Source organism: Pseudomonas sp. GV105 (genome assembly GCF_003058185.1).
Taxonomy (GTDB): Bacteria; Pseudomonadota; Gammaproteobacteria; order Pseudomonadales; family Pseudomonadaceae; genus Aquipseudomonas; species Aquipseudomonas veronii.
The window spans coordinates 57167-75360 of the sequence record NZ_QBUF01000017.1; the positions used below are offsets into that span (position 1 = coordinate 57167).

The window sequence follows — 18194 nt, forward strand, 5'->3', positions numbered from 1 at the left end:
AGACCTTATGCAAAAACTTCCAGATTTTAAACGCATTGTTACGGGTCACGATGCCAAGGGGCATGCCGTCGTCGCTAGCTGCGGCGCTACACCGAACAACTTCCCGCTCAAAGCGATTCCAGGCACCGTCTTCTACGAAGTATGGAACAGCGCAACCACCCCTGCCCCGCTGGACAACGCTGATGACCCTACTGCCCAGCCGCTGCAACTTAGCCCTGGGCCGCTGGGTAGCGTGATTCGAGTGGTGGATATTCCGCCGGACAGCATCCAGAACCAGGTCAGCGCAGAGGATGCAGCTGCTGCGTTCGCAGAGATTGGCCAAAGCCATGCAGGTACTGGAAAGACCGACTCTAAACACAAACTTATGCACCGCACCGAGACACTGGATTATGGAGTCGTCACGGAAGGTGAGATCTGGTTAGTGCTTGACGGGGAAGAGGTTCACCTCAAAAAAGGCGACATCGTGGTACAGCGAGGCACCAACCACGCTTGGAGCAACCGCACAGAGCAAATGGCGAGGATGGTCTTCATCCTCCTGGACGGTCGTTATGCTCCAGATCTGCAGGAGCTCCTGCCATGAAGCTTGCCACACTCAATGACGGTACCCGGGACGGACGCCTGCTCGTGGTCTCGCGCGATCTACAGCATGCTGTAGACGCCAGCGGGATTGTCGCCACAATGCAGGCTGCGTTGGATAGCTGGGGTAACGTGCAATCGGATCTGGACACTCTTTATCGTAGTTTGAACCTCGGTGAGGTCGCTGGAAGCTTTGAGCTTGCCGTTGAACAGTTGATGGCCCCACTGCCGCGCGCATGGCAGTGGCTGGACGGTTCCTGCTTCCTCAGCCATGGCGAATTGATGCAGAAAGCTTTCAACCTGGAGCCCATCGAGAACATCGAACGTATCCCCCTGATCTACCAGGGTGCCGGCGACGACTTTCTTGGCCCGCGCGCAGAAATACCCTTGCCCAGCGAGGCTCATGGCATCGATTTCGAAGGCGAGTTCGCTGTACTGCTAGACGACGTCCCCATGGGTTGTCCTGCTGAGCAGGCACTAAAACATATTCGCCTGGTACTGCAGTTAAACGACGTTAGCCTTCGCGCCTTGGCACCGCGAGAGATGAAGACTGGCTTTGGTTTCCTCCAAGCTAAGCCCACTACCAGTTTCGCCCCTGTAGCAGTGACCCCAGACGAACTGGGCGATGCGTGGGTTAACGGCCGTATACATCTCCCGTTGAAGGTCGAGTGGAATGGCGAGTGGTTTGGTCACCCGCACGGAGGAGCCATGCACTTTGGCTTCCACCAGTTAATTGCACACGCTGCGCTGACGCGCAAACTGAGTGCCGGTACGTTGATCGGCTCAGGCACAGTTTCAAATGCCGACCGGTCTGTTGGGTCTGCCTGCATTTCGGAGCGCCGAGCCATCGAGACCATCGCTGAAGGTGCACCTCGCACCGGCTTCATGCACTTCGGTGACAGGATACGAATGGAGGTCAGAGGGCCCAATGATGATGTGCTATTTGGCGCAATCGATCAGCGTGTGGTGCAGGGAGGCTGGACATGCGCGTGATGGTCAGTGGTGCCAATGGGTTCGTTGGTCGCGAACTGGTCACCCACCTGCTGAAGCTGGGTGAGATTCGCGGGCGAAAGATCGAAGCGCTTCTGCTGCTTGACCAACATCTGGATGACCTGCCAGCAGACAGTCGCCTGCGCCGCCATTCCGGCAGCATTACCGATCCGGCACTGCTGCGGCGGGTGTTGGCTGACGGCATCGATGTGGTTTTTCACCTCGTTAGCATCCCTGGCGGCGCTGCAGAGATGAATTACGAGTTGGGCTACCAGGTCAATTTACAAGCCAGCCTGGAGCTCTTGCATCAATTGCGCAACCACGACTGCCCCCCCGTGTTGGTCTATGCAAGCAGTGTTGCCGTATACGGAGGTGAACTCCCTTCGAGAATGGATGAAACGCAGGCTGCGCACCCTCAGCTTTCCTACGCAGCACACAAGCGCATGATCGAGATTGCCATTGAGGACTTGGCTCGTCGGGGCGAAGTCGATGGACGTGTGCTACGACTTCCCGGGATTGTCGCTCGCCCAACCGAACCAAACGGATTGAAGTCCGCTTTCATGAGCGACCTCTTGCATGCGTACGCTGCAGGTGAGCCGTATGACTGCCCGGTTTCACCGCATGCAGCGGCATGGTGGATGTCGGCTCGTTGTTGCGTGGAGAACCTGCTACATGCCGCAGAAATCACAAACCTGGCGGAGGATCGACTCTGGCAGTTGCCGGTATTGCAACTGTCCATAGCCCAAGTACTCGATGCTCTCGCAGGTCGCTTCGGCAAAGCTAATGGCGAAAAAATCAAATTCAAACCCGACCCTCAACTAGAGGTCTTGTTCGGGCGCCAGCCACCACTTCGAACCCCGCGAGCTCGCGCAATGGGGTTTCGTCATGACGGCTCCGTTGCTGCACTGCTGCGCAATGCGTTGAAAAACGCTCCCAGTCTCACCCTACCGACAAAATCCAAAGCAGGAGCCGTCGTCCATGAACCTCAATAAATGTCGCATGCTCGATTTGTCGGTCTGTCTGGACAACAACCCCTATACAGATCCCCCGCCTCTGCTCCCTAAGATCGACTACATGGATCACCAGGAAGGTTGGCCCGAAATGGCAGCCATGTTCCCCGGTCTGCGCAAAGAAGACTTGCCTGGCAATGAGTCATGGGCGGCTGAGCGGCTCAGTATCACTACACATAGTGGTACTCACATGGATGCACCTTGGCACTATGCATCCACAACGGATGGTGGAAAGCCGGCATTTGGTATTGATGAGTTGCCGCTGGAATGGTGCCTACAGCCTGGCGTGAAGCTCGACTTTCGGCACCTGCCCGATGGACACGTCGTGACCGTCACGGACTTGGAAGCTGAGTTGCGCCGAATCAATCACGATCTGAAGCCCTTGGAAATCGTTGTAATAAACACTCGTGCCGGAAGTCTATTTGGGCAGCCGGGCTACCTCGATGCAGGCGTCGGAATGGGGCGTGACGCGACGTTATATCTACTGGAGCGAGGGGTGCGAGTGGTGGGAACTGACGCTTGGAGTTGGGATGCCCCCTTCAAGTACACCAGAGAAAGATTCGCTAAATCAGGTGACGCCTCGATCATTTGGGAAGGGCATAAAGCCGGGCGTGACATCGGCTACGGCCAAATGGAAAAACTGGCCAACCTGGATTTGCTTCCAGCATCTGGGTTCTGGATTTCGTGCTTCCCCTACAAAATCCGGCACGCTTCTGCAGGTTTTGTCCGCGCCGTAGCTTTATTTGAATGACGTAGCTAACACAAATATAAACCGGCTTGGTAGGGATAGGCTGGAGACGTCTACGATGCTGGGGGCAGTCCAGTATCCAAGGCTGCGACGGGGCCGGTCCTGCTGACACTTTTGCTGCCTGACCGTCCGCTATCGCAGCCTCGCGGAAGCTCGACAGCGCCCACAAGGAGACCGCGCTGCGGGCGGACATGGCGATCAACAGCTCCCACAGCGGATACAGGCCTCTTCGCTTAAACCGTGCGGGAAAACTGGCCTTTGTGCGCGCCGCCCAGGTAGGCGTCAAAGGCCATCGCCACGCTGCGCACCATCAGTTGGCCCTTGGGCAACAGTTGCAGCGCATCGGCCTGGATCAGCAATAACCCGTCCGCCACCTGCTCGTCCAATTGCAGCAGTGCCTCGGCGAAATAGTCGTTGAAGCGCACGCCATGGGTGGCCTCGATCTGTGGGAAGTCGACTCGACCATCACACATCAGGCCATTGATCACCTCGCGGCGCAGTACGTCATCCGGGTTGAGCCGATAGCCGCGCTGCACCGGCAGCATCCCCGCGTCGAGTCGGGCGTAGTACTGGGACAGTTCCTTGACGCTCTGGCTGTAGCTGTCACCGACTTTGCCGATGGCCGACACGCCGAGGCCGATCAGGTCGCAGTCGGCATGGGTCGAATAGCCCTGGAAGTTGCGCTGCAAGGTACCGTTGGCACGGGCCAGCGCCAGCTCGTCGTCGGGCAAGGCGAAGTGGTCCATGCCGATGTAGACGTAACCGGCCTCGGTCAGGCGGCGGATGGTCAGTTCCAGCAGTTCCAGCTTGCGCGCCGGCGGCGGCATGTCTTCGGGGCGGATCATGCGCTGGGCGCGGATCTGGCTCGGCAGGTGCGCGTAGCTGTAAGCCGCCACCCGATCAGGGCGCAGGGCGATCAGCTTGCTCAAGGTCACGTCGAAGCTGTCCACGGTTTGCAGCGGCAGGCCATAGATCAAGTCGACGCTCACCGACTTGAAGCGCGCCTCACGCGCCGCGGCCACCAGTTGCAGGATCTGCGCTTCGCTTTGCACGCGATTGACCGCCGCCTGCACGTCGGGGTCGAAGTCCTGCACGCCGAAGCTCAGGCGATTGAAGCCCAGGCCGCGCAGCGTGTTGATCCGCTCAACGCTGATGGTGCGCGGGTCGACCTCGATGGAGAACTCATGGGCGTCGCTGTCATCCAGGGTGAAGTGTTCGGCCAGGCAGGCCATCAGCTCGGCCAGTTGCGCGTCGTCCAGATAGGTCGGCGTACCGCCGCCCAGATGCAACTGGGTCAGGCGCCGGGAACGCTCGAACAGCGCCGCCTGCATCTGGATCTCACGCTTGAGATACGCCAGGTACTCCACGGCCCGATGGGTCTTGCGGGTGATGATCTTGTGGCAACCGCAGTAATAGCAAAGGCTCTGGCAAAACGGGATGTGGATGTACACCGACAACGCCTTGGGCGCGGCCACCTCATGGCTGGCGCGGACCGCCTGGTGATAGTCATCCAGGGCAAAGGCGCTGTTGAACTGCGGCGCGGTCGGGTACGAGGTATAGCGTGGCCCCGGTCGGTCGTATTTGTGGACCAGGGCACGGTCGAATTCAAAAGCACTCATGTGTCGATCACCTCGTCGTTGGCGCTGACCGGGGTGGCGAGCACGGCACGTTCAAACAATGCGCAAATACCGTCCACCTGTGGCAGGCCGGCGGGCAGCAACCAGATGAACGTCGGGGACAGCTCGATCAGACCGTCGCGGTGCAGCGCTTCCAGCAACGGCCAGAGGTAGGCGAAATAGCGTGCGAACACCAGGCCGTAGCGCCGTTCCACCGCCTGCACATCCAGCTCCAGGTCACAGGCCAGGCGCTCGGCCACGTGCAGGCGCACCGGGTCAGAGGTTTCGCGGAACCAGCCCCGGCATGTGGCGAGCTGACCATTGCCCAATTGCTCACGGTACTCGCGGGCATCGGCCGTGTTCTGCGCGCACAACGTGTCGATCTGGCTGATGGCGCCCACGCCGAAACCGATGTGGTCGCAGTAACCGTGCAGGGTGAAGCCTTCGCAGTTACGGCTCAGGCGCCCGCGTTCCTGGGCTTGCTTGAGGTCGTCGTCGGCCCGGGCGAACTGCCCCAGGCCGATGTAGTGATAGCCCGCCGCGGCCAGGAGCTGGAAGCAAATACGGCGCATCGCGCTCTTATCCGCCTCGCTGCTGAACGCCTGGGGTTGTTGGGATTGATAGCGCACAGGCGCATGGGCGTAATCGAATACCTGCAAGCGATCCGGCTCCAGGGCGATCAGGCTGGCCAGTTTCAGCTCGATACTGGCCGGGGTCTGCCAGGCATGGCCGTAGCCGAGGTCGATGTTCACCGAGCGAAACCCGAAGGTGCGGGCCGCATCCACCAGCGATTCGATCGGCGCCGGGTCCTGATACCGCGCCTGGCACAGCGGCCCCTCGCGGTTGGCGTCCGGCACGCCGATGCTTGCATGGTTGAAGCCTTGTTCGCGCAGCAGGCCCATGGTGGCCCAGTCCGTGTGCCCGGGGTCGAGGTCGACGCAGTAGTCACCCCGGTCGTGGTCAAGAAAATTGAAGCGCTCGTGCAACTGCGCCATCAACTGCTGCACCTGGGCGAACGCCGGTGTGGTGCCGCGCAGGTGAAAGTGATCGACCGGCTGGCGGCCGCCGAGTTGGCAGCCGATCAGTTGGATTTCCTGGGTGAGGCTGTGCAAATACTCAGCGCCAACGTCGCCCGCCGGCCAGTGCAGGTTCAATGCCAGGGGCCGCTGGCACTGGCGGCTGTTGCGCAAGGCGCGCAACAGGTCAAGGGAGCCGACACCGGCATGGAAGCGACGGGTGTCCGTTTGGCAAGCCAAGTCCAACACGCCTTGATCGTGACGAAAGCGAGCGGGATGAAGAAGGGTACGCATGACGGACTCCGGTTCGGGCGGCGGTGGTGCATTGTCCGGTGCGCTTGGGTCACACGCCTTGATGTGCATCAAGGTCGCAGCCCCGCCCGTCTACCAGTTCAGGTAAAACATGCCCTTGGCCAGCAGCACAATGGCGACCATGTGCGCGAACAAGCTCAGATGCACCCAGCGGACATAACGCGCACTCACCGAGCCCCAGCGCATGCGCGCCATGGTCAGCAGAAAATGCAAGAGCACGCTGGCCGCCAGGATCAGCTTGAGGGTCAGCAAGGTGCCGAAAGCCGAGGCCGTCGGCGCAGCCAGCACCGGCAGGTAACGCAGCCAGACCATGCCCAGGCCTGCGCCGAACAGCACCAGCAACACCCACGGCATCAATACCCGGGCACGCTGGCCGACGCCCTGCTCCACCAACACCATCACCCGCGCCGGCAATTGCCGGTGCAGGTGCCCCAGGATCAGCACCTCGAAAAACACCGTGCCGATGAAGATCAGCGCGGCGAACAGGTGGGCCACTAAAAACACGGGGTAAAGCATGGTGGCCTCTCAAGGGGACCGGCCGTTGGGACTTCAGTGTGCGGCCTGGCGCAACGCGAGGCCTTGATACCGATCAAGCGTTGCGAGAGTGCGGCTTACAGCAGTGGGATGCTGTAGCTGACGATCAGTCGCGTCTCGTCCTTGTCGGCCGAGTCGTTACCGCGCCACACCGCACCGCGCCAGGTCAGGCCCAGGCCCTTGAACGTGCCCGAGGGGATCACGTAATCGACACGCAGGTCGCGCTCCCACTCGCTGTTGTCGCGACCTGCCGTCTGGATGTGGCTGCCGCGGATGTAGGTCACGCTCGAGCGCAGGCCCGGAAGGCCAAGGCTGCTGAAGTCGTAGGCGTAGCTGCCTACCGTGGCCTGTTCCCCGGCATTGACGAACTTCAGCGACTGGGAGTTGGTGATCAGGTACAGCGAACGGCCCTGCCCCTGGTTGATATGCGGAAAGTCACTTTCACCGGTGGTCTTCTGATAACCGAGGCTCAGCGAATGCCCGTACAGGCCGTAGGTGAACAGCGCACTCCACAGACGGTTGTCGACCTTGCCGGCGTTGACGCCCGCGCCGTAATACCCCGAGCTGACATAGCCTTCGCCACGCCCGGCGGCGCTGGCGTTCTTGCCGTCGGCAGTGCTGTAGAAATAGCGCAGGTCAGTCTTGAACTGCCCCACCGGCAACTGCCAGTTGTGGATCAGGCCCAAGAAGTGCTGCTGGTAAAAATTCTCCAGGTTGGCGTAGTAGTACTGCAGTTGCAGTTGCTTGCTGACGGCGTAATCCACCCCACCGTAGTAGAACTGGTTGCTGGACTTGCCCTTGACCGGATCATTCGCACCGGCAATGGACATGCCCTGGCCGTTACTGGAGTTACGGTCCAGTACCTGCTCGATTTTACCGGCGATCAGGTTGAAGCCCTGCAGGTCCTTGGAGTCCACTTGATAGCCACGGAACGTCTGCGGCAACAGCCGGCCGTCTTCAGTCGTCAGCACGGGCAGCTTGGGCATCAGCGTGCCGGCTTTGAGCTGGGTCTGGGAGATACGCATCTTGCCGGTGGCGCCGGTCTTGCTGAAGTCGTTGGCGGCCTTGCCATCGGACAACGGGAAAACACTGCCGGGGGTGTTGTCTTCACCAGCCTTGCCCGCGCGCCCCGAGGCGTCCAGGCGCAGGCCGTACATGGCTTGCAGGTCCAGGCCAAAACCAACCAGACCCTCGGTAAAACCGGACTGGTAGTTGAACATGAACGCCTGGCCCCACTCCTTATCCGTAGGGGCTTTGGCGTTACGGGTGTCCTGGTTGTAGTAGAAATTGCGCAGGTCGAGGGTGGCTTTGCTGTCGTCGATAAAACCCGACGCAGCCACCTGCTGCGCGGCGCCCAGGGAGACGGCGAGCGCCATGCAAGTCTTGTGGTTCATGAAGGCTCCTGAAAGTAATTGAGGCGACCCGTCACAGCCCAACCCTGTTCTTTGTCAGTCGGGTGGTGCTGCATCTAACGGGTGCGCGCACGGTATAGCGTTGGGCGGCCGGGAAATAGTCGCTAAAACCGTCATTCAGTTTTTCACTTTTTGTAACAATCGCCGGAGCCCGCGAGCCTCGCCGGGGCGTGCAAGCCTTCACGGGGTGCCGGCGGCGGGCACTTCACGGCACCGGCAACCAAGCGCTGAAACCGCCACGCCGGGTCAACGGGCACCAGGCGAAGTCCCAGGCGGGAGGCGGCAACGGCGGCTGTTCATCAAGCGCAAACGCGCTGCCCTTCCAATCGAAGACTTCCGAACCCTGCCAGGCCAGGACCACACCCTGGGCCTGGCTGTCATCGGTATCGACCCACCGCGCCGCCGCCGCGGCCATGAACGCGTCGATCGGTTCATCGTCGATCTGCGCGCGGTACGGCGAGACCAGCAGCCAACGGCCGATGTTCAGGTGCCAGGTCCAGTCCTGCGCCAGCTGGTTGTGGTAGGCCCAGGTCATGAAGCTGCGAAACAGGTTCAAGCCCTCGGGCGGGTCGAGCTTGAGCAGCGCCGGGCAGATGTCGAACAAGGTGTGCCAATAGGGCAACAGGCGCGCATCCAGATGCACGAAACTACGCGAATTGCTCGGGTATTCCGGCCGCGCCGGCTCCGTGTGCAGGCGGCGCGCCGCCTTGCTGACCAGGCGGCTGGCGCCGGCAGGCAATAGAGGCTTCATAAAACGCACTCACAGTCGTGACGATAAAACGCCTCCTGATCACAGGAAGCCCAAGGCACACGTCAGAATGCGGGGGATGCGCGGGGGTTGGCCGAGGGCCAGGAATAACGCGGCGGCGCCTTGTTGCGCCGTTCATGGGCCGGTCGTGGGGTCTGGCCGAGGCCCAGCAGCCAAGCCAGGCCGATCAGGAACACGATGGCCACGCTCGCGGCAGCGCACAGCGGGCAGGCAAAGTAGTTCGAGATATCGCTGGAAGCCGGGCTACCCAACCCTTTGTCGGAAAGTGGCGCCTGGTTGCTGTCCACCGAACAGAACGCGCCACCGACACCATTGAGCTGCTGGCCGAGCATCTGGCCATGGCCCAAACCGCACACGAACAGGTTCAGCAGGACACAGAAGTACAGGGTCCAGGCGATCAGCGAACGGTCCGAGCGGCGCAGTTTCATGGCGGCGACTCTACCATCGAAGCCCCGCAGGGATGAAGCGCGGCGCGCCCCTGTGGCAGAACGTCGCAGATTACGCGCATCGGCCAGGGTTGGTAGACTTGGCGCCCTCCGCGTTTACTCCTTTTCAACGCCTGGCGTATAGATCCAGAGCAAGGCAGGCGCTTCACAGGATGCACAGTTGATGAGTACGTTATTCACCCGCCGCAAGGTCCTGACCGGCATGGGCCTGTTGGGTCTGGGCCTGCTGGCCGGTTGTGACAACAGCCCCAAGTTGAATTTCAAGTACGGCAAGGACTTGAGCGACAAGATCATGGGCCGCACCTTCAAGCTCAAGAATACCCAGGGTGAAACCGTCACCTTGAGTTCGTACCGTGGCCTGATGCCGGTGGTGTTTTTCGGCTTCACCCAGTGCCCGGCCGTGTGCCCGACCACCCTCGCCCGCGCCGCCCAGGCCAAGAAACTGATGGGCCGCGACGGCGAGATCATGCAGGTGATCTTTATCACCCTCGACCCCGAGCGCGACACGCCAGAGATCCTCGACCGCTACGTCAAAGCCTTCGACCCCAGCTTCGAAGCGCTGTACGGCACCCCGGAAGAGATCGCCGTGGCCGCCAAGGAATTCGGGATCTTTTATGAAAAGGTCCCCGCCGGCGACACCTACACCCTGTCCCACACCGCCACCAGTTTCGTGTTCGACACCCGCGGCAACCTGCGCCTGGGCCTGTCGGCATCCCTTAACGCTAAAGAGTGTGCAGAAGACCTGCTCACCGTCATGGAGGTCTGCTAATGACTGCCGTTCAACACCTCAAGCGCACCCTGATCGGCCTGTCCCTGCTGGGCCTCGCCGCGCACGCCAGCGCCCAGGTCCAGGTCAGCGACGCGTGGGTGCGCGCCACGGTGCCGGGCCAGCCATCCAGTGGCGCGTTCATGACCGTGACGGCCGACAGCGACAGCAAACTGCTGCGCGTCGCCTCGCCGGTGGCCAAGGACGTGCAGATCCATGAAATGAGCATGAAGGACGACGTGATGCGAATGGGCCCGGTGGACTCGATCACCCTGCCCGCAGGCACCCCGGTCAAGCTCGACCCGGACGGTTATCACGTGATGCTGATGGGCCTGACCGGGCAGATCAAGGAAGGCGACCAGGTGCCGCTGACCTTGACCGTGGAAAACGCCAAGGGCGAGCGGCAGACCGTCGAGGTCAAGGCCGCTGCCCGTGGGTTGGATGGCATGGCCCCTGGCAAGATGCATTGATGGGCTGGCGCCGGTTCAATCCACGATGAACAGCTTGGCGCCAACCCGCGTCGAGGAGCGATGCCCTTCCATGTTGTTTCCCACCTGATAACTCATCCCGGCCGTCAGCGTGAATTGGCGGCCATCTTCCAGTTCCGTGTGCAGCTCGCCTTCGAGGCACAGCAGCACATGCCCACGCCAGCACCAGTGATCGGCCAGGTAGCCGGGGGTGTATTCGACCATGCGTACACGGGTGGTGCCGAAGTGGCCAGTGCGCCACCAGGCACTGCCGGTGATGCCTGGATGAAGCTCGGGTTCGAGGGTGGACCAGTCGGTGATGCCAAACGGGACAGCAGTGAGTTCCATGGTGGGCTCGGTCGTCAGTTAACGTGAACCGACCCTAACCACCTGGAGTGCTGCGCGACAGACACAGATCGCCGGCTTTTTTGGGATACACGCCCACTGCAACCCCGACGGCGAGTGGTGAATCGCCTCATCGTGCCCCACCTACCCGCACCGCCGGTAACGGGTGGCCGCATTCAACCTCGCATCCAGCACCAACTCCTCGATCCTGAGCGTCCTCGCCAGCGCTTCGAGGTGATCCAGCATCGCCTTGCCATCGCCTGCCGAGGCCCTTTGCATCCGATATTTATGCTCACTTCCCAGCTTAATAATATTTTATTAAAAACCGCCCGCCCCCTACCTTGAAGTCATGCCCAAGCTGAATCCAACTGCATTACGCAAGGACAGACACATGACGCAAGCAATCACCCAAACAGACACCCTGGTGGTAGGCGCCGGCCAGGCCGGCGTGGCCATGAGCGAGCATTTGAGCAAGCACGGCGTGCCGCACCTGGTGCTGGAACGCAGCCGGATCGCCGAGCGCTGGCGCAGCAGCCGCTGGGATTCGTTGGTGGCCAACGGGCCGGCCTGGCACGACCGCTTTCCCGGCCTCGCCTTCGAAGGGCTCGCCCCGGATGCCTTCGCGCCGAAAGAGCGCGTGGCGGATTACTTCGAAGCCTATGCACGCCAGTTCAATGCGCCGATCCGCACCGGCGTGGAAGTCACCTCGGTGCTGCGCAATGTCGGCCGCCCCGGTTTTACCGTACACACCAGCGACGGCGTGATCGAAGCCAACCGCGTGGTGGCGGCGACCGGGCCGTTCCAGACGCCGGTGATCCCGGCGATCGCGCCGACAGACACAGCGCTGCATCAGATCCATTCCGCCGACTATCGCAACCCCGGCCAACTGCCCCAAGGCGCGGTGCTGGTGGTGGGTGCCGGCTCGTCGGGGGTGCAGATCGCCGATGAACTGCAGCGCAGCGGCCGTCAGGTGTACCTGTCGGTCGGCGCCCACGACCGCCCGCCGCGTGCCTATCGCCAGCGTGATTTCTGCTGGTGGCTCGGTGTGCTGGGCGAATGGGACCAGGCCGCGATCAAGCCCGGCCGCGAACACGTGACCATTGCCGTGAGCGGCGCCCACGGCGGCAAGACCATCGACTTCCGCGAGTTGGCCCTGCGCGGCATGACCCTGGTCGGGCCCACCGAGTCTTTCCATGGCGGCGTGGCCACCTTCCAACCCACCCTGCTGGAGAACCTCGCACGCGGCGACGAAAACTACCTGGCCCTGCTGGACGCGGCGGATGCGTATATCGAACGCAACGGCCTCGACCTGCCCGTGGAGCCCGAAGCCCGGCGCGTCTTCGCCGATGCCGAGTGCGTGAAACAGCCGATCCTGCAACTGGACCTGGCCCGCGCCGGCATCACCTCGATCATCTGGGCCACCGGCTTTACCGTGGATTACCGCTGGCTGAAGGTCGATGCGTTCGACGCCGCCGGCAAGCCGCAGCACCAGCGCGGCGTGTCCAGCGAGGCCGGCATCTACTTCCTCGGTTTGCCCTGGCAGTCGCGCCGTGGCTCGTCGTTTATCTGGGGCGTGTGGCATGACGCCAAATACCTCGCCGACCATATCGCCACCCAGCGTCAGTACCTCGAATATCGCGTCGCGGCCCCGCTCGTGCGCCCGTCCCCTGTCAGCGCCTGATCATTTTTCCCGGAGTTTTTTGATGCCTACCCACACGCGCATCCGCATGTTCAACACTAAACAAACCTACCCCAACCAGAGCCTGGACAATGACCTGTGCCAGGCCGTGCGCGCCGGCAACACCGTGTATGTGCGCGGCCAGGTCGGCAGCGATTTCGACGGCAACCTGGTGGGCCTCGGCGACCCGCGTGCCCAGGCCGAGCAGGCCATGCGCAACGTCAAGCAACTGCTGGAAGAAGCCGGCAGCGACCTCAGCCATATCGTCAAGACCACCACCTACCTGATCGACCCGCGCTACCGCGAGCCGGTGTACCAGGAAGTCGGCAAATGGCTCAAGGGCGTGTTCCCGATTTCCACCGGGCTGGTGGTATCGGCCCTGGGCCAGCCGCAGTGGCTGATGGAAATCGATGTGATCGCCGTGATTCCCGAGTAAGGAGCCGTACATGACCTTTTCAATCGTCGGCCGTTGCGCCGACACCGGCCAACTGGGCATCGCCATCAGCTCTTCGAGCATCGCCGTCGGCGCACGCTGCCCCTGGCTGCGGCCGGGTGTCGGTGCAGTCGCGACCCAGAACATCACGCTGCCGGCCCTCGGCCCGGACGTGCTCGACCTGCTGCAACAAGGCCTGGCCCCCGCCGCCGCAATCGACCAGGCGCTGACCCGCAACGGCTACAGCCAATACCGCCAACTGACCGCGATCGATCACCTGGGCCGCAGCGTGCATTTCAGCGGCAGCCAAACCCTCGGCAAGCACCACGCGGTGTCGGGCGAACAGTGCGTCGCGGCCGGCAATATGCTCGCCGACCGCGCAGTGATCGAGGCGATGGTCCAGGCCTTCGAGCAAGGCGAAGGCCAACTGGCCGAGCGACTCTTGGCCGCGATGCATGCCGCCATCGCCGCCGGTGGCGAAGCCGGCCCGGTGCATTCGGCCGCGTTGCAGGTGGTGGGCGAGCTGACCTGGCCGATCATCGACCTGCGGGTGGATTGGGCCGACGCCAACCCGATCGGCCAACTGCACACGCTGTGGGATGCCTATCGCCCACAAGTGCAGGCCTACATCGACCGCGCCCTGGCCCCCGACCACGCGCCCGGCTATGGCGTCGCCGGGGACGAGCGATGAGCCGCAGCCGCGCATTGCTGCAGACGCTGGTGGGGTTCGATACCACCAGCCGCGAGTCCAACCTGCAGTTGATCGCCTTTGTGCGCGATTACCTGGCGAGTCACGGCGTGGCCAGCGAACTGATCTACAACGAGGCCCGCACCAAGGCCAACCTGTTTGCCAGCATCGGCCCGGTGGAGGTGCCCGGGATTGTGCTGTCCGGGCATACCGATGTCGTACCGGTGGATGGGCAGCCGTGGAGCATGCCGCCGTTTGAACTGACCGAACGCGACGGCCGGCTGTTCGGCCGGGGCACGGCGGACATGAAGGGCTACATCGCCTGTGTGCTGGCCCTGGTGCCGGCGCTGGTCGCGGCGACGTTGCGCCGGCCGGTGCATATCGCCCTCTCCTACGACGAGGAAGTCGGTTGCCTGGGCGTGCGCTCGTTGCTCAGCGTGCTGGCGCAGCGGCCGGTGAAGCCGATGCTGTGCATCATCGGTGAACCGACCGAACTCAAACCGGTGCTCGGCCATAAAGGCAAGCTGGCGATGCGCTGCGATGTGCATGGCGCGGCCTGTCATTCGGCGTATGCGCCCCATGGCGTGAATGCGATCGAGCATGCCGCCGAATTGATCGGCGAACTGGGACGCATCGGCCAACGGCTGCGCGATAAGCAGGATGCGCGCTTTGATCCGCCGTTCAGTACGGTGCAAACCGGGGTGATTGGCGGGGGCAAGGCGCTGAACATCGTGCCCGCCGACTGCCGGTTTGATTTTGAGGTCCGCGCGCTGCCGGGCCAGGCCCCACAAGCGGTGGCGGATGAATTGCGCGCCTACGCCGAGCAGCAGGTATTGCCGCGCATGCAGGCGGTGAGCGCGCAGAGTGCGATTCGCTTTACCCAGCTGTCGGCGTATCCGGGGCTGATGACCGATCAGCAGAGCGAGGCGGCCGAGTTGATCGCGGCATTTTGTGGCTCGCGGGCGTTCGGCACGGTAGCGTTCGGCACCGAGGGCGGGTTGTTCGACGCGGTGGGCATTCCCACGGTGGTGTGCGGGCCCGGCAGCATGGACCAGGGGCATAAGCCGGACGAGTTTGTGAGTGTGGCGCAGTTGGCACAGTGCGATCAGATGTTGCACAGCATGCTGAACGCGCTGCGTTGACAGCCCTCGGCTGTGCCGGCGACATACCCTGCATCAATCGCTACCCGCAGCTGATGGAACCGTACTTGAAGGCGGCCCACATAGGAAAACGGCTAATAGCCGTTTTCACTTCAACAGCCTTTGAGTATTGACCATGATAGGAATTCCACCGCACTCGCCGTTGAACAACCCGCTCAACGCTGCGCCGCCTGAAGAGTTGCGTCAGCGCCCCGAAGCGGGTGTACCTGACAGGGAAAGCATACGCATGGCCGTAAGAGAAGAGGATGCATACCGCACGCTAGATGCCTTTTTTGACGTGGCAGAAGCTAACGGCATCAAGGATCTGAACCCGAGCCACGGCAGGCCCTACCTCGATAACAACTTGAACCCGCCGGGCAACGTGGTGCCGCTGTCCGTCCACTTCCGCCCGGACCGTCCGGATGACACTTACAGCCCGGGGCACTTGAAGGCGGTCAACAACTTCGGCACACAACTCGACGCACGGTTGAAGCAACTGAACATCCGGAATGTCGGGCCCGAGGAGTAATCCCAGCGCCGATCAGAGTTGACGCCTGCGTGACCCAGGACAGCCGGGCCGATGCGTTGTTGGCCCAGGCTTGAGCGCGCCGATCAGGCGAGCAAACGCGCCAGCTCCTCGCGGCAGTAATCGACGAACAACTGCACCGGCTTGGTCAACGGTGCGCGGCGCAACCACACGGCCGACAAGCCCGAGCCGGTGACGGTTTCCGCCAGCGGCAGGCACACGACTTTCTGGCCGTCATAGGTGTACTCGGTAAACGGCCTGGTCACCAGGATCGAAAAGCCAAACCCGCGCCCCACCATGCCCCGCACCATCTCGATCGACGGCGAGCTGAACACGATGTTCGGCGTCAAGCCGCGCTCTTCAAAGATGCTCACGAAGTACGTGCGGCTCGGCAGTACATCCAGCAGGATCATCGGCTCCAGCACCAGGTCCGCCAGCGACACCTTGGCCTGCTGCGCAAAGCGGTGATCGGCCGGCAACAGCGCATACGGCTGCTGCGGCGGCATCAACGGCGTGGTCTCGATGGTCGCGCCCAGGTCATGCTCGAACAGCATCGCCACGTCGATACTGCCGGCCGTCAGCGCCTGCACCAACTCCTGCTGCTCGCCATCGCGCATGCGGATTTCCACCCCCGGCCAGCGCGCCTTGAAACCGGCGATCAAACGCGGCAGGTACAGCGGCGCGACGGTTTCGAAGCAGCCGATATCGATCTGCCCCGCCACCACGTCATTGTCGGCCAGGGCATTCTGCTCGAACTCGTGGGCCACCCGCAGCAGCTCCAGCGCCTTGCGATAAAAGCGCGCGCCGCTGGGGGTGAGCGACACGCCCTGGGCATGATGGCGGATAAACAACTGCACGCCAAAGCTGTCTTCCAGTTGCTTGATCGCGGTGGACACCGACGGTTGCGCGATATACAGCTTGCGCGACGCCTCGGCGACGCTGCCGCACTCGGCCGTGGTGACGAAATATCTGAGCTGGCGCAGGTTATAGGCAGCCATCGGGCCCTCCGCAAATGTGGGACTTCGCCCCAGGACACAAGCGGGCAACATACCGGAGCGCGTGGCCACGCGAGATACTTTTTTTAAGGTCTATAGCAACAAACTTACTAATTTACCTCCCCGCCCCCATTGCAGATGATCGCTCCAACAACAAAGCGCCGCTGAGCGGCGCACAGCGAAGTACGTCAACGTACTCACCTTGCCTTGGAGTTCGTCATGGTTACCACTGCAACATCCAGCGCCCCGCTTATCGAAAAACACACGATTGGATACGTGCCCCCGGAAGATCGCCACGGAAAGGTAAGAGACCTGTTCACCCTGTGGTTCGGCGGCAACATCGCGCCGTTGCCGATCGTCACGGGTGCGCTGGGCGTGCAACTGTTCCATCTCAATCTGATCTGGGGCATCGTCGCCATCCTCGTCGGCCACCTGGTCGGCGGCGTGCTGATGGCATTGCACTCGGCCCAGGGCCCGCAGATGGGCATCCCGCAAATGATCCAGAGCCGCGCACAATTCGGCTCCCTCGGCGCGTTGCTGGTGGTGGTGATCGCCGGGGTGATGTACATCGGCTTCTTCGCCTCCAACATCGTGCTGGCCGGTAAATCCCTGCACGGCGTGGTCGACAGCGTGCCCGTGCCGGTGGGCATCGTGATCGGCGCCATCGGTTCCGGGATCATCGGCATCATCGGCTATCGCTTCATCCACGTACTCAACCGCATCGGCACCTGGGTACTGGGCGCGGGGATCGTGCTGGGTTTCGGCTACATCTTCAGCCATATACAGACCAGCGACTTTCTGACCCGCGGCAGCTTCAACCTCTCCGGCTGGCTGGCCACCGTGTCCCTGGCGGCGCTGTGGCAGATCGCGTTCGCGCCCTACGTCTCCGACTATTCGCGCTACCTGCCGGCCGACGTACCCGTCGCGTCGACCTTCTGGACCACCTACCTGGGCTCGGCGCTGGGCTCGAGCCTGTCGTTCATCTTCGGCGCCGTCGCGGTGCTCGCCACCCCGGTGGGCATGGACACCATGGACGCGGTCAAACTCGCCACCGGCGCCATCGGCCCGTTGATGCTGGTGCTGTTCTTGCTCAGCGTGATCAGCCACAACGCCCTCAACCTGTACGGCGCGGTGCTGTCGATCATCACCCTGGTGCAGACCTTCGCCTACCGCTGGATCCCCACCGCGAAAAGCCGCGCCGTGATCTCGATCATCGTACTCGCGGCCTGTTCGGTGGCCGCGGTATTTGCCTCGAAAGACTTTATCGGCCACTTCGTCGACATGGTCCTGGTGCTGCTGGTGGTACTGGTGCCGTGGACGGCGATCAACCTGATCGACTTCTACGCGATCCATAAAGGCAAGTACGACATTGCATCGATCTTCCGCGTGGACGGCGGGATCTACGGGCGCTACAACCCCCAGGCGCTGCTGGCCTATGCGGTGGGGATCGCGGTGCAGATTCCGTTCATGAACACACCGTTGTACGTGGGGCCGATTTCGCAGCACATCAACGGCGCGGATTTGTCGTGGGTGGTGGGGTTGGTGGTGACGTCGCCGTTGTATTTCTGGTTGGCGAGTCGGGACAGTGCGTATAAGCGGCGGATGGCGGAAGGGACGCTGGTGGGTGGAGTTTGAAACAGCCTGTCGGTTGCGCCTCGATTAACCGCACCTTATAGTTCGCCCCGTCGCTGGCATTGGTCGGCGACAGGGTTTCGCAGCCCTACACAA

The 18194-nt window shown here is 62.3% G+C and carries 20 protein-coding genes and 1 pseudogene; 12 read left to right on the top strand and 9 right to left on the bottom strand.

Going from position 1 to position 18194, the window contains the following annotated elements; genetic code table 11:
- Positions 1–7: 7 nt before the first annotated feature.
- From C8K66_RS26775 to C8K66_RS26790, 4 genes are read left to right on the top strand one after another with little or no spacing between them, the layout of a single operon-like run.
- Positions 8–580, top strand: a complete 573-nt coding sequence (locus C8K66_RS26775) for a cupin domain-containing protein (protein ID WP_046383779.1) — start codon at positions 8–10, stop codon at positions 578–580.
- A complete protein-coding gene (locus tag C8K66_RS26780) occupies positions 577–1569 on the top strand; it encodes a fumarylacetoacetate hydrolase family protein (RefSeq protein WP_046383780.1) in 993 nt (330 codons plus the stop codon). Before C8K66_RS26775 ends, C8K66_RS26780 begins: the two co-directional genes overlap by 4 nt.
- Positions 1560–2558 carry an NAD-dependent epimerase/dehydratase family protein gene (locus tag C8K66_RS26785; RefSeq protein WP_046383781.1) on the top strand — a complete coding sequence of 333 codons (999 nt, stop codon included), beginning with the start codon at positions 1560–1562 and terminating at the stop codon, positions 2556–2558. Before C8K66_RS26780 ends, C8K66_RS26785 begins: the two co-directional genes overlap by 10 nt.
- The gene (locus C8K66_RS26790) at positions 2545–3327 is read left to right on the top strand and encodes a cyclase family protein (RefSeq protein WP_108526469.1); all 783 of its coding nucleotides are present in this window, start codon (positions 2545–2547) and stop codon (positions 3325–3327) included. Before C8K66_RS26785 ends, C8K66_RS26790 begins: the two co-directional genes overlap by 14 nt.
- A gap of 230 nt (positions 3328–3557) precedes the next feature.
- On the opposite strand, the gene hemN is transcribed toward C8K66_RS26790, so the two are convergent.
- From hemN to C8K66_RS26820, 6 genes are all read right to left on the bottom strand, one after another.
- Positions 3558–4943: an oxygen-independent coproporphyrinogen III oxidase gene (gene hemN, locus C8K66_RS26795; protein WP_046383783.1), complete on the bottom strand. Its 1386-nt coding sequence runs from the start codon at positions 4941–4943 to the stop codon at positions 3558–3560.
- Entirely contained in the window at positions 4940–6250 is a 1311-nt protein-coding gene (locus tag C8K66_RS26800; RefSeq protein WP_046488404.1) for a coproporphyrinogen III oxidase, read from the bottom strand. Before C8K66_RS26800 ends, hemN begins: the two co-directional genes overlap by 4 nt.
- A 90-nt stretch (positions 6251–6340) precedes the next feature.
- A complete protein-coding gene (locus tag C8K66_RS26805; RefSeq protein ID WP_108526471.1) occupies positions 6341–6784 on the bottom strand; it encodes a CopD family copper resistance protein in 444 nt (147 codons plus the stop codon).
- Positions 6785–6879: 95 nt separating this feature from the next.
- Positions 6880–8196 carry an OprD family porin gene (locus tag C8K66_RS26810; protein WP_108526473.1) on the bottom strand — a complete coding sequence of 439 codons (1317 nt, stop codon included), beginning with the start codon at positions 8194–8196 and terminating at the stop codon, positions 6880–6882.
- Positions 8197–8419: 223 nt separating this feature from the next.
- Positions 8420–8965 carry a putative natural product biosynthesis protein gene (locus C8K66_RS26815; RefSeq protein WP_079443602.1) on the bottom strand — a complete coding sequence of 182 codons (546 nt, stop codon included), beginning with the start codon at positions 8963–8965 and terminating at the stop codon, positions 8420–8422.
- Between the two features lie 62 nt (positions 8966–9027).
- Entirely contained in the window at positions 9028–9411 is a 384-nt protein-coding gene (locus C8K66_RS26820) for a DUF2946 domain-containing protein (protein ID WP_057004801.1), read from the bottom strand.
- Positions 9412–9592: 181 nt separating this feature from the next.
- Between C8K66_RS26820 and C8K66_RS26825 the strand changes: the two genes are divergently transcribed.
- Together C8K66_RS26825 and C8K66_RS26830 are read left to right on the top strand one after the other, a co-directional pair.
- Positions 9593–10198: an SCO family protein gene (locus tag C8K66_RS26825; protein WP_046383789.1), complete on the top strand. Its 606-nt coding sequence runs from the start codon at positions 9593–9595 to the stop codon at positions 10196–10198.
- Positions 10198–10665, top strand: coding sequence for a copper chaperone PCu(A)C (locus C8K66_RS26830; protein WP_046383790.1), 468 nt, complete (start codon positions 10198–10200; stop codon positions 10663–10665). Before C8K66_RS26825 ends, C8K66_RS26830 begins: the two co-directional genes overlap by 1 nt.
- A 15-nt stretch (positions 10666–10680) precedes the next feature.
- Here the strand turns inward: C8K66_RS26830 and C8K66_RS26835 are convergent, their stop codons facing one another.
- Both C8K66_RS26835 and C8K66_RS31405 read right to left on the bottom strand, forming a co-directional pair.
- Entirely contained in the window at positions 10681–11010 is a 330-nt protein-coding gene (locus C8K66_RS26835; RefSeq protein ID WP_046383791.1) for a DHCW motif cupin fold protein, read from the bottom strand.
- Positions 11011–11028: 18 nt separating this feature from the next.
- A pseudogene (locus C8K66_RS31405) lies at positions 11029–11268 on the bottom strand (GNAT family N-acetyltransferase); the annotation flags it as partial.
- 88 nt (positions 11269–11356) lie between these two features.
- Between C8K66_RS31405 and C8K66_RS26845 the strand changes: the two are divergent.
- The 5 genes from C8K66_RS26845 to C8K66_RS26865 all read left to right on the top strand — a co-directional run bounded on the left by C8K66_RS26845 (position 11357) and on the right by C8K66_RS26865 (position 15474).
- Complete coding sequence (locus tag C8K66_RS26845) at positions 11357–12688, top strand: flavin-containing monooxygenase (RefSeq protein WP_371928171.1); 1332 nt, start codon at positions 11357–11359, stop codon at positions 12686–12688.
- Between the two features lie 22 nt (positions 12689–12710).
- A complete protein-coding gene (locus C8K66_RS26850; RefSeq protein WP_046383793.1) occupies positions 12711–13121 on the top strand; it encodes a RidA family protein in 411 nt (136 codons plus the stop codon).
- Between the two features lie 10 nt (positions 13122–13131).
- Positions 13132–13809, top strand: coding sequence for a DUF1028 domain-containing protein (locus C8K66_RS26855; RefSeq protein ID WP_046488416.1), 678 nt, complete (start codon positions 13132–13134; stop codon positions 13807–13809).
- Complete coding sequence (gene argE / locus C8K66_RS26860; RefSeq protein WP_108526477.1) at positions 13806–14948, top strand: acetylornithine deacetylase; 1143 nt, start codon at positions 13806–13808, stop codon at positions 14946–14948. The genes C8K66_RS26855 and argE overlap by 4 nt, the downstream gene beginning before the upstream one ends.
- A 133-nt stretch (positions 14949–15081) precedes the next feature.
- Entirely contained in the window at positions 15082–15474 is a 393-nt protein-coding gene (locus C8K66_RS26865) for a hypothetical protein (protein ID WP_126589010.1), read from the top strand.
- Positions 15475–15557: 83 nt separating this feature from the next.
- Here the strand turns inward: C8K66_RS26865 and C8K66_RS26870 are convergent, their stop codons facing one another.
- Positions 15558–16469 carry a LysR substrate-binding domain-containing protein gene (locus C8K66_RS26870; protein WP_046383797.1) on the bottom strand — a complete coding sequence of 304 codons (912 nt, stop codon included), beginning with the start codon at positions 16467–16469 and terminating at the stop codon, positions 15558–15560.
- A gap of 216 nt (positions 16470–16685) precedes the next feature.
- On the opposite strand from C8K66_RS26870, the gene C8K66_RS26875 reads away from it, so the two are divergent.
- Positions 16686–18101 carry a cytosine permease gene (locus C8K66_RS26875; protein ID WP_046488423.1) on the top strand — a complete coding sequence of 472 codons (1416 nt, stop codon included), beginning with the start codon at positions 16686–16688 and terminating at the stop codon, positions 18099–18101.
- Positions 18102–18194 lie beyond the last annotated feature (93 nt).

What these genes read in the sequence shown, in the direction of transcription:
- C8K66_RS26775 (WP_046383779.1), top strand. Translation starts at nt 8, where the DNA reads ATGCAAAAACTTCCAGATTTTAAACGCATTGTTACGGGTCACGATGCC.
- C8K66_RS26780 (WP_046383780.1), top strand. Translation starts at nt 577, where the DNA reads ATGAAGCTTGCCACACTCAATGACGGTACCCGGGACGGACGCCTGCTC.
- C8K66_RS26785 (WP_046383781.1), top strand. Translation starts at nt 1,560, where the DNA reads ATGCGCGTGATGGTCAGTGGTGCCAATGGGTTCGTTGGTCGCGAACTG.
- C8K66_RS26790 (WP_108526469.1), top strand. Translation starts at nt 2,545, where the DNA reads ATGAACCTCAATAAATGTCGCATGCTCGATTTGTCGGTCTGTCTGGAC.
- hemN (WP_046383783.1), bottom strand. Translation starts at nt 4,943, where the DNA reads ATGAGTGCTTTTGAATTCGACCGTGCCCTGGTCCACAAATACGACCGA.
- C8K66_RS26800 (WP_046488404.1), bottom strand. Translation starts at nt 6,250, where the DNA reads ATGCGTACCCTTCTTCATCCCGCTCGCTTTCGTCACGATCAAGGCGTG.
- C8K66_RS26805 (WP_108526471.1), bottom strand. Translation starts at nt 6,784, where the DNA reads ATGCTTTACCCCGTGTTTTTAGTGGCCCACCTGTTCGCCGCGCTGATC.
- C8K66_RS26810 (WP_108526473.1), bottom strand. Translation starts at nt 8,196, where the DNA reads ATGAACCACAAGACTTGCATGGCGCTCGCCGTCTCCCTGGGCGCCGCG.
- C8K66_RS26815 (WP_079443602.1), bottom strand. Translation starts at nt 8,965, where the DNA reads ATGAAGCCTCTATTGCCTGCCGGCGCCAGCCGCCTGGTCAGCAAGGCG.
- C8K66_RS26820 (WP_057004801.1), bottom strand. Translation starts at nt 9,411, where the DNA reads ATGAAACTGCGCCGCTCGGACCGTTCGCTGATCGCCTGGACCCTGTAC.
- C8K66_RS26825 (WP_046383789.1), top strand. Translation starts at nt 9,593, where the DNA reads ATGAGTACGTTATTCACCCGCCGCAAGGTCCTGACCGGCATGGGCCTG.
- C8K66_RS26830 (WP_046383790.1), top strand. Translation starts at nt 10,198, where the DNA reads ATGACTGCCGTTCAACACCTCAAGCGCACCCTGATCGGCCTGTCCCTG.
- C8K66_RS26835 (WP_046383791.1), bottom strand. Translation starts at nt 11,010, where the DNA reads ATGGAACTCACTGCTGTCCCGTTTGGCATCACCGACTGGTCCACCCTC.
- C8K66_RS26845 (WP_371928171.1), top strand. Translation starts at nt 11,357, where the DNA reads ATGCCCAAGCTGAATCCAACTGCATTACGCAAGGACAGACACATGACG.
- C8K66_RS26850 (WP_046383793.1), top strand. Translation starts at nt 12,711, where the DNA reads ATGCCTACCCACACGCGCATCCGCATGTTCAACACTAAACAAACCTAC.
- C8K66_RS26855 (WP_046488416.1), top strand. Translation starts at nt 13,132, where the DNA reads ATGACCTTTTCAATCGTCGGCCGTTGCGCCGACACCGGCCAACTGGGC.
- argE (WP_108526477.1), top strand. Translation starts at nt 13,806, where the DNA reads ATGAGCCGCAGCCGCGCATTGCTGCAGACGCTGGTGGGGTTCGATACC.
- C8K66_RS26865 (WP_126589010.1), top strand. Translation starts at nt 15,082, where the DNA reads ATGATAGGAATTCCACCGCACTCGCCGTTGAACAACCCGCTCAACGCT.
- C8K66_RS26870 (WP_046383797.1), bottom strand. Translation starts at nt 16,469, where the DNA reads ATGGCTGCCTATAACCTGCGCCAGCTCAGATATTTCGTCACCACGGCC.
- C8K66_RS26875 (WP_046488423.1), top strand. Translation starts at nt 16,686, where the DNA reads ATGGTTACCACTGCAACATCCAGCGCCCCGCTTATCGAAAAACACACG.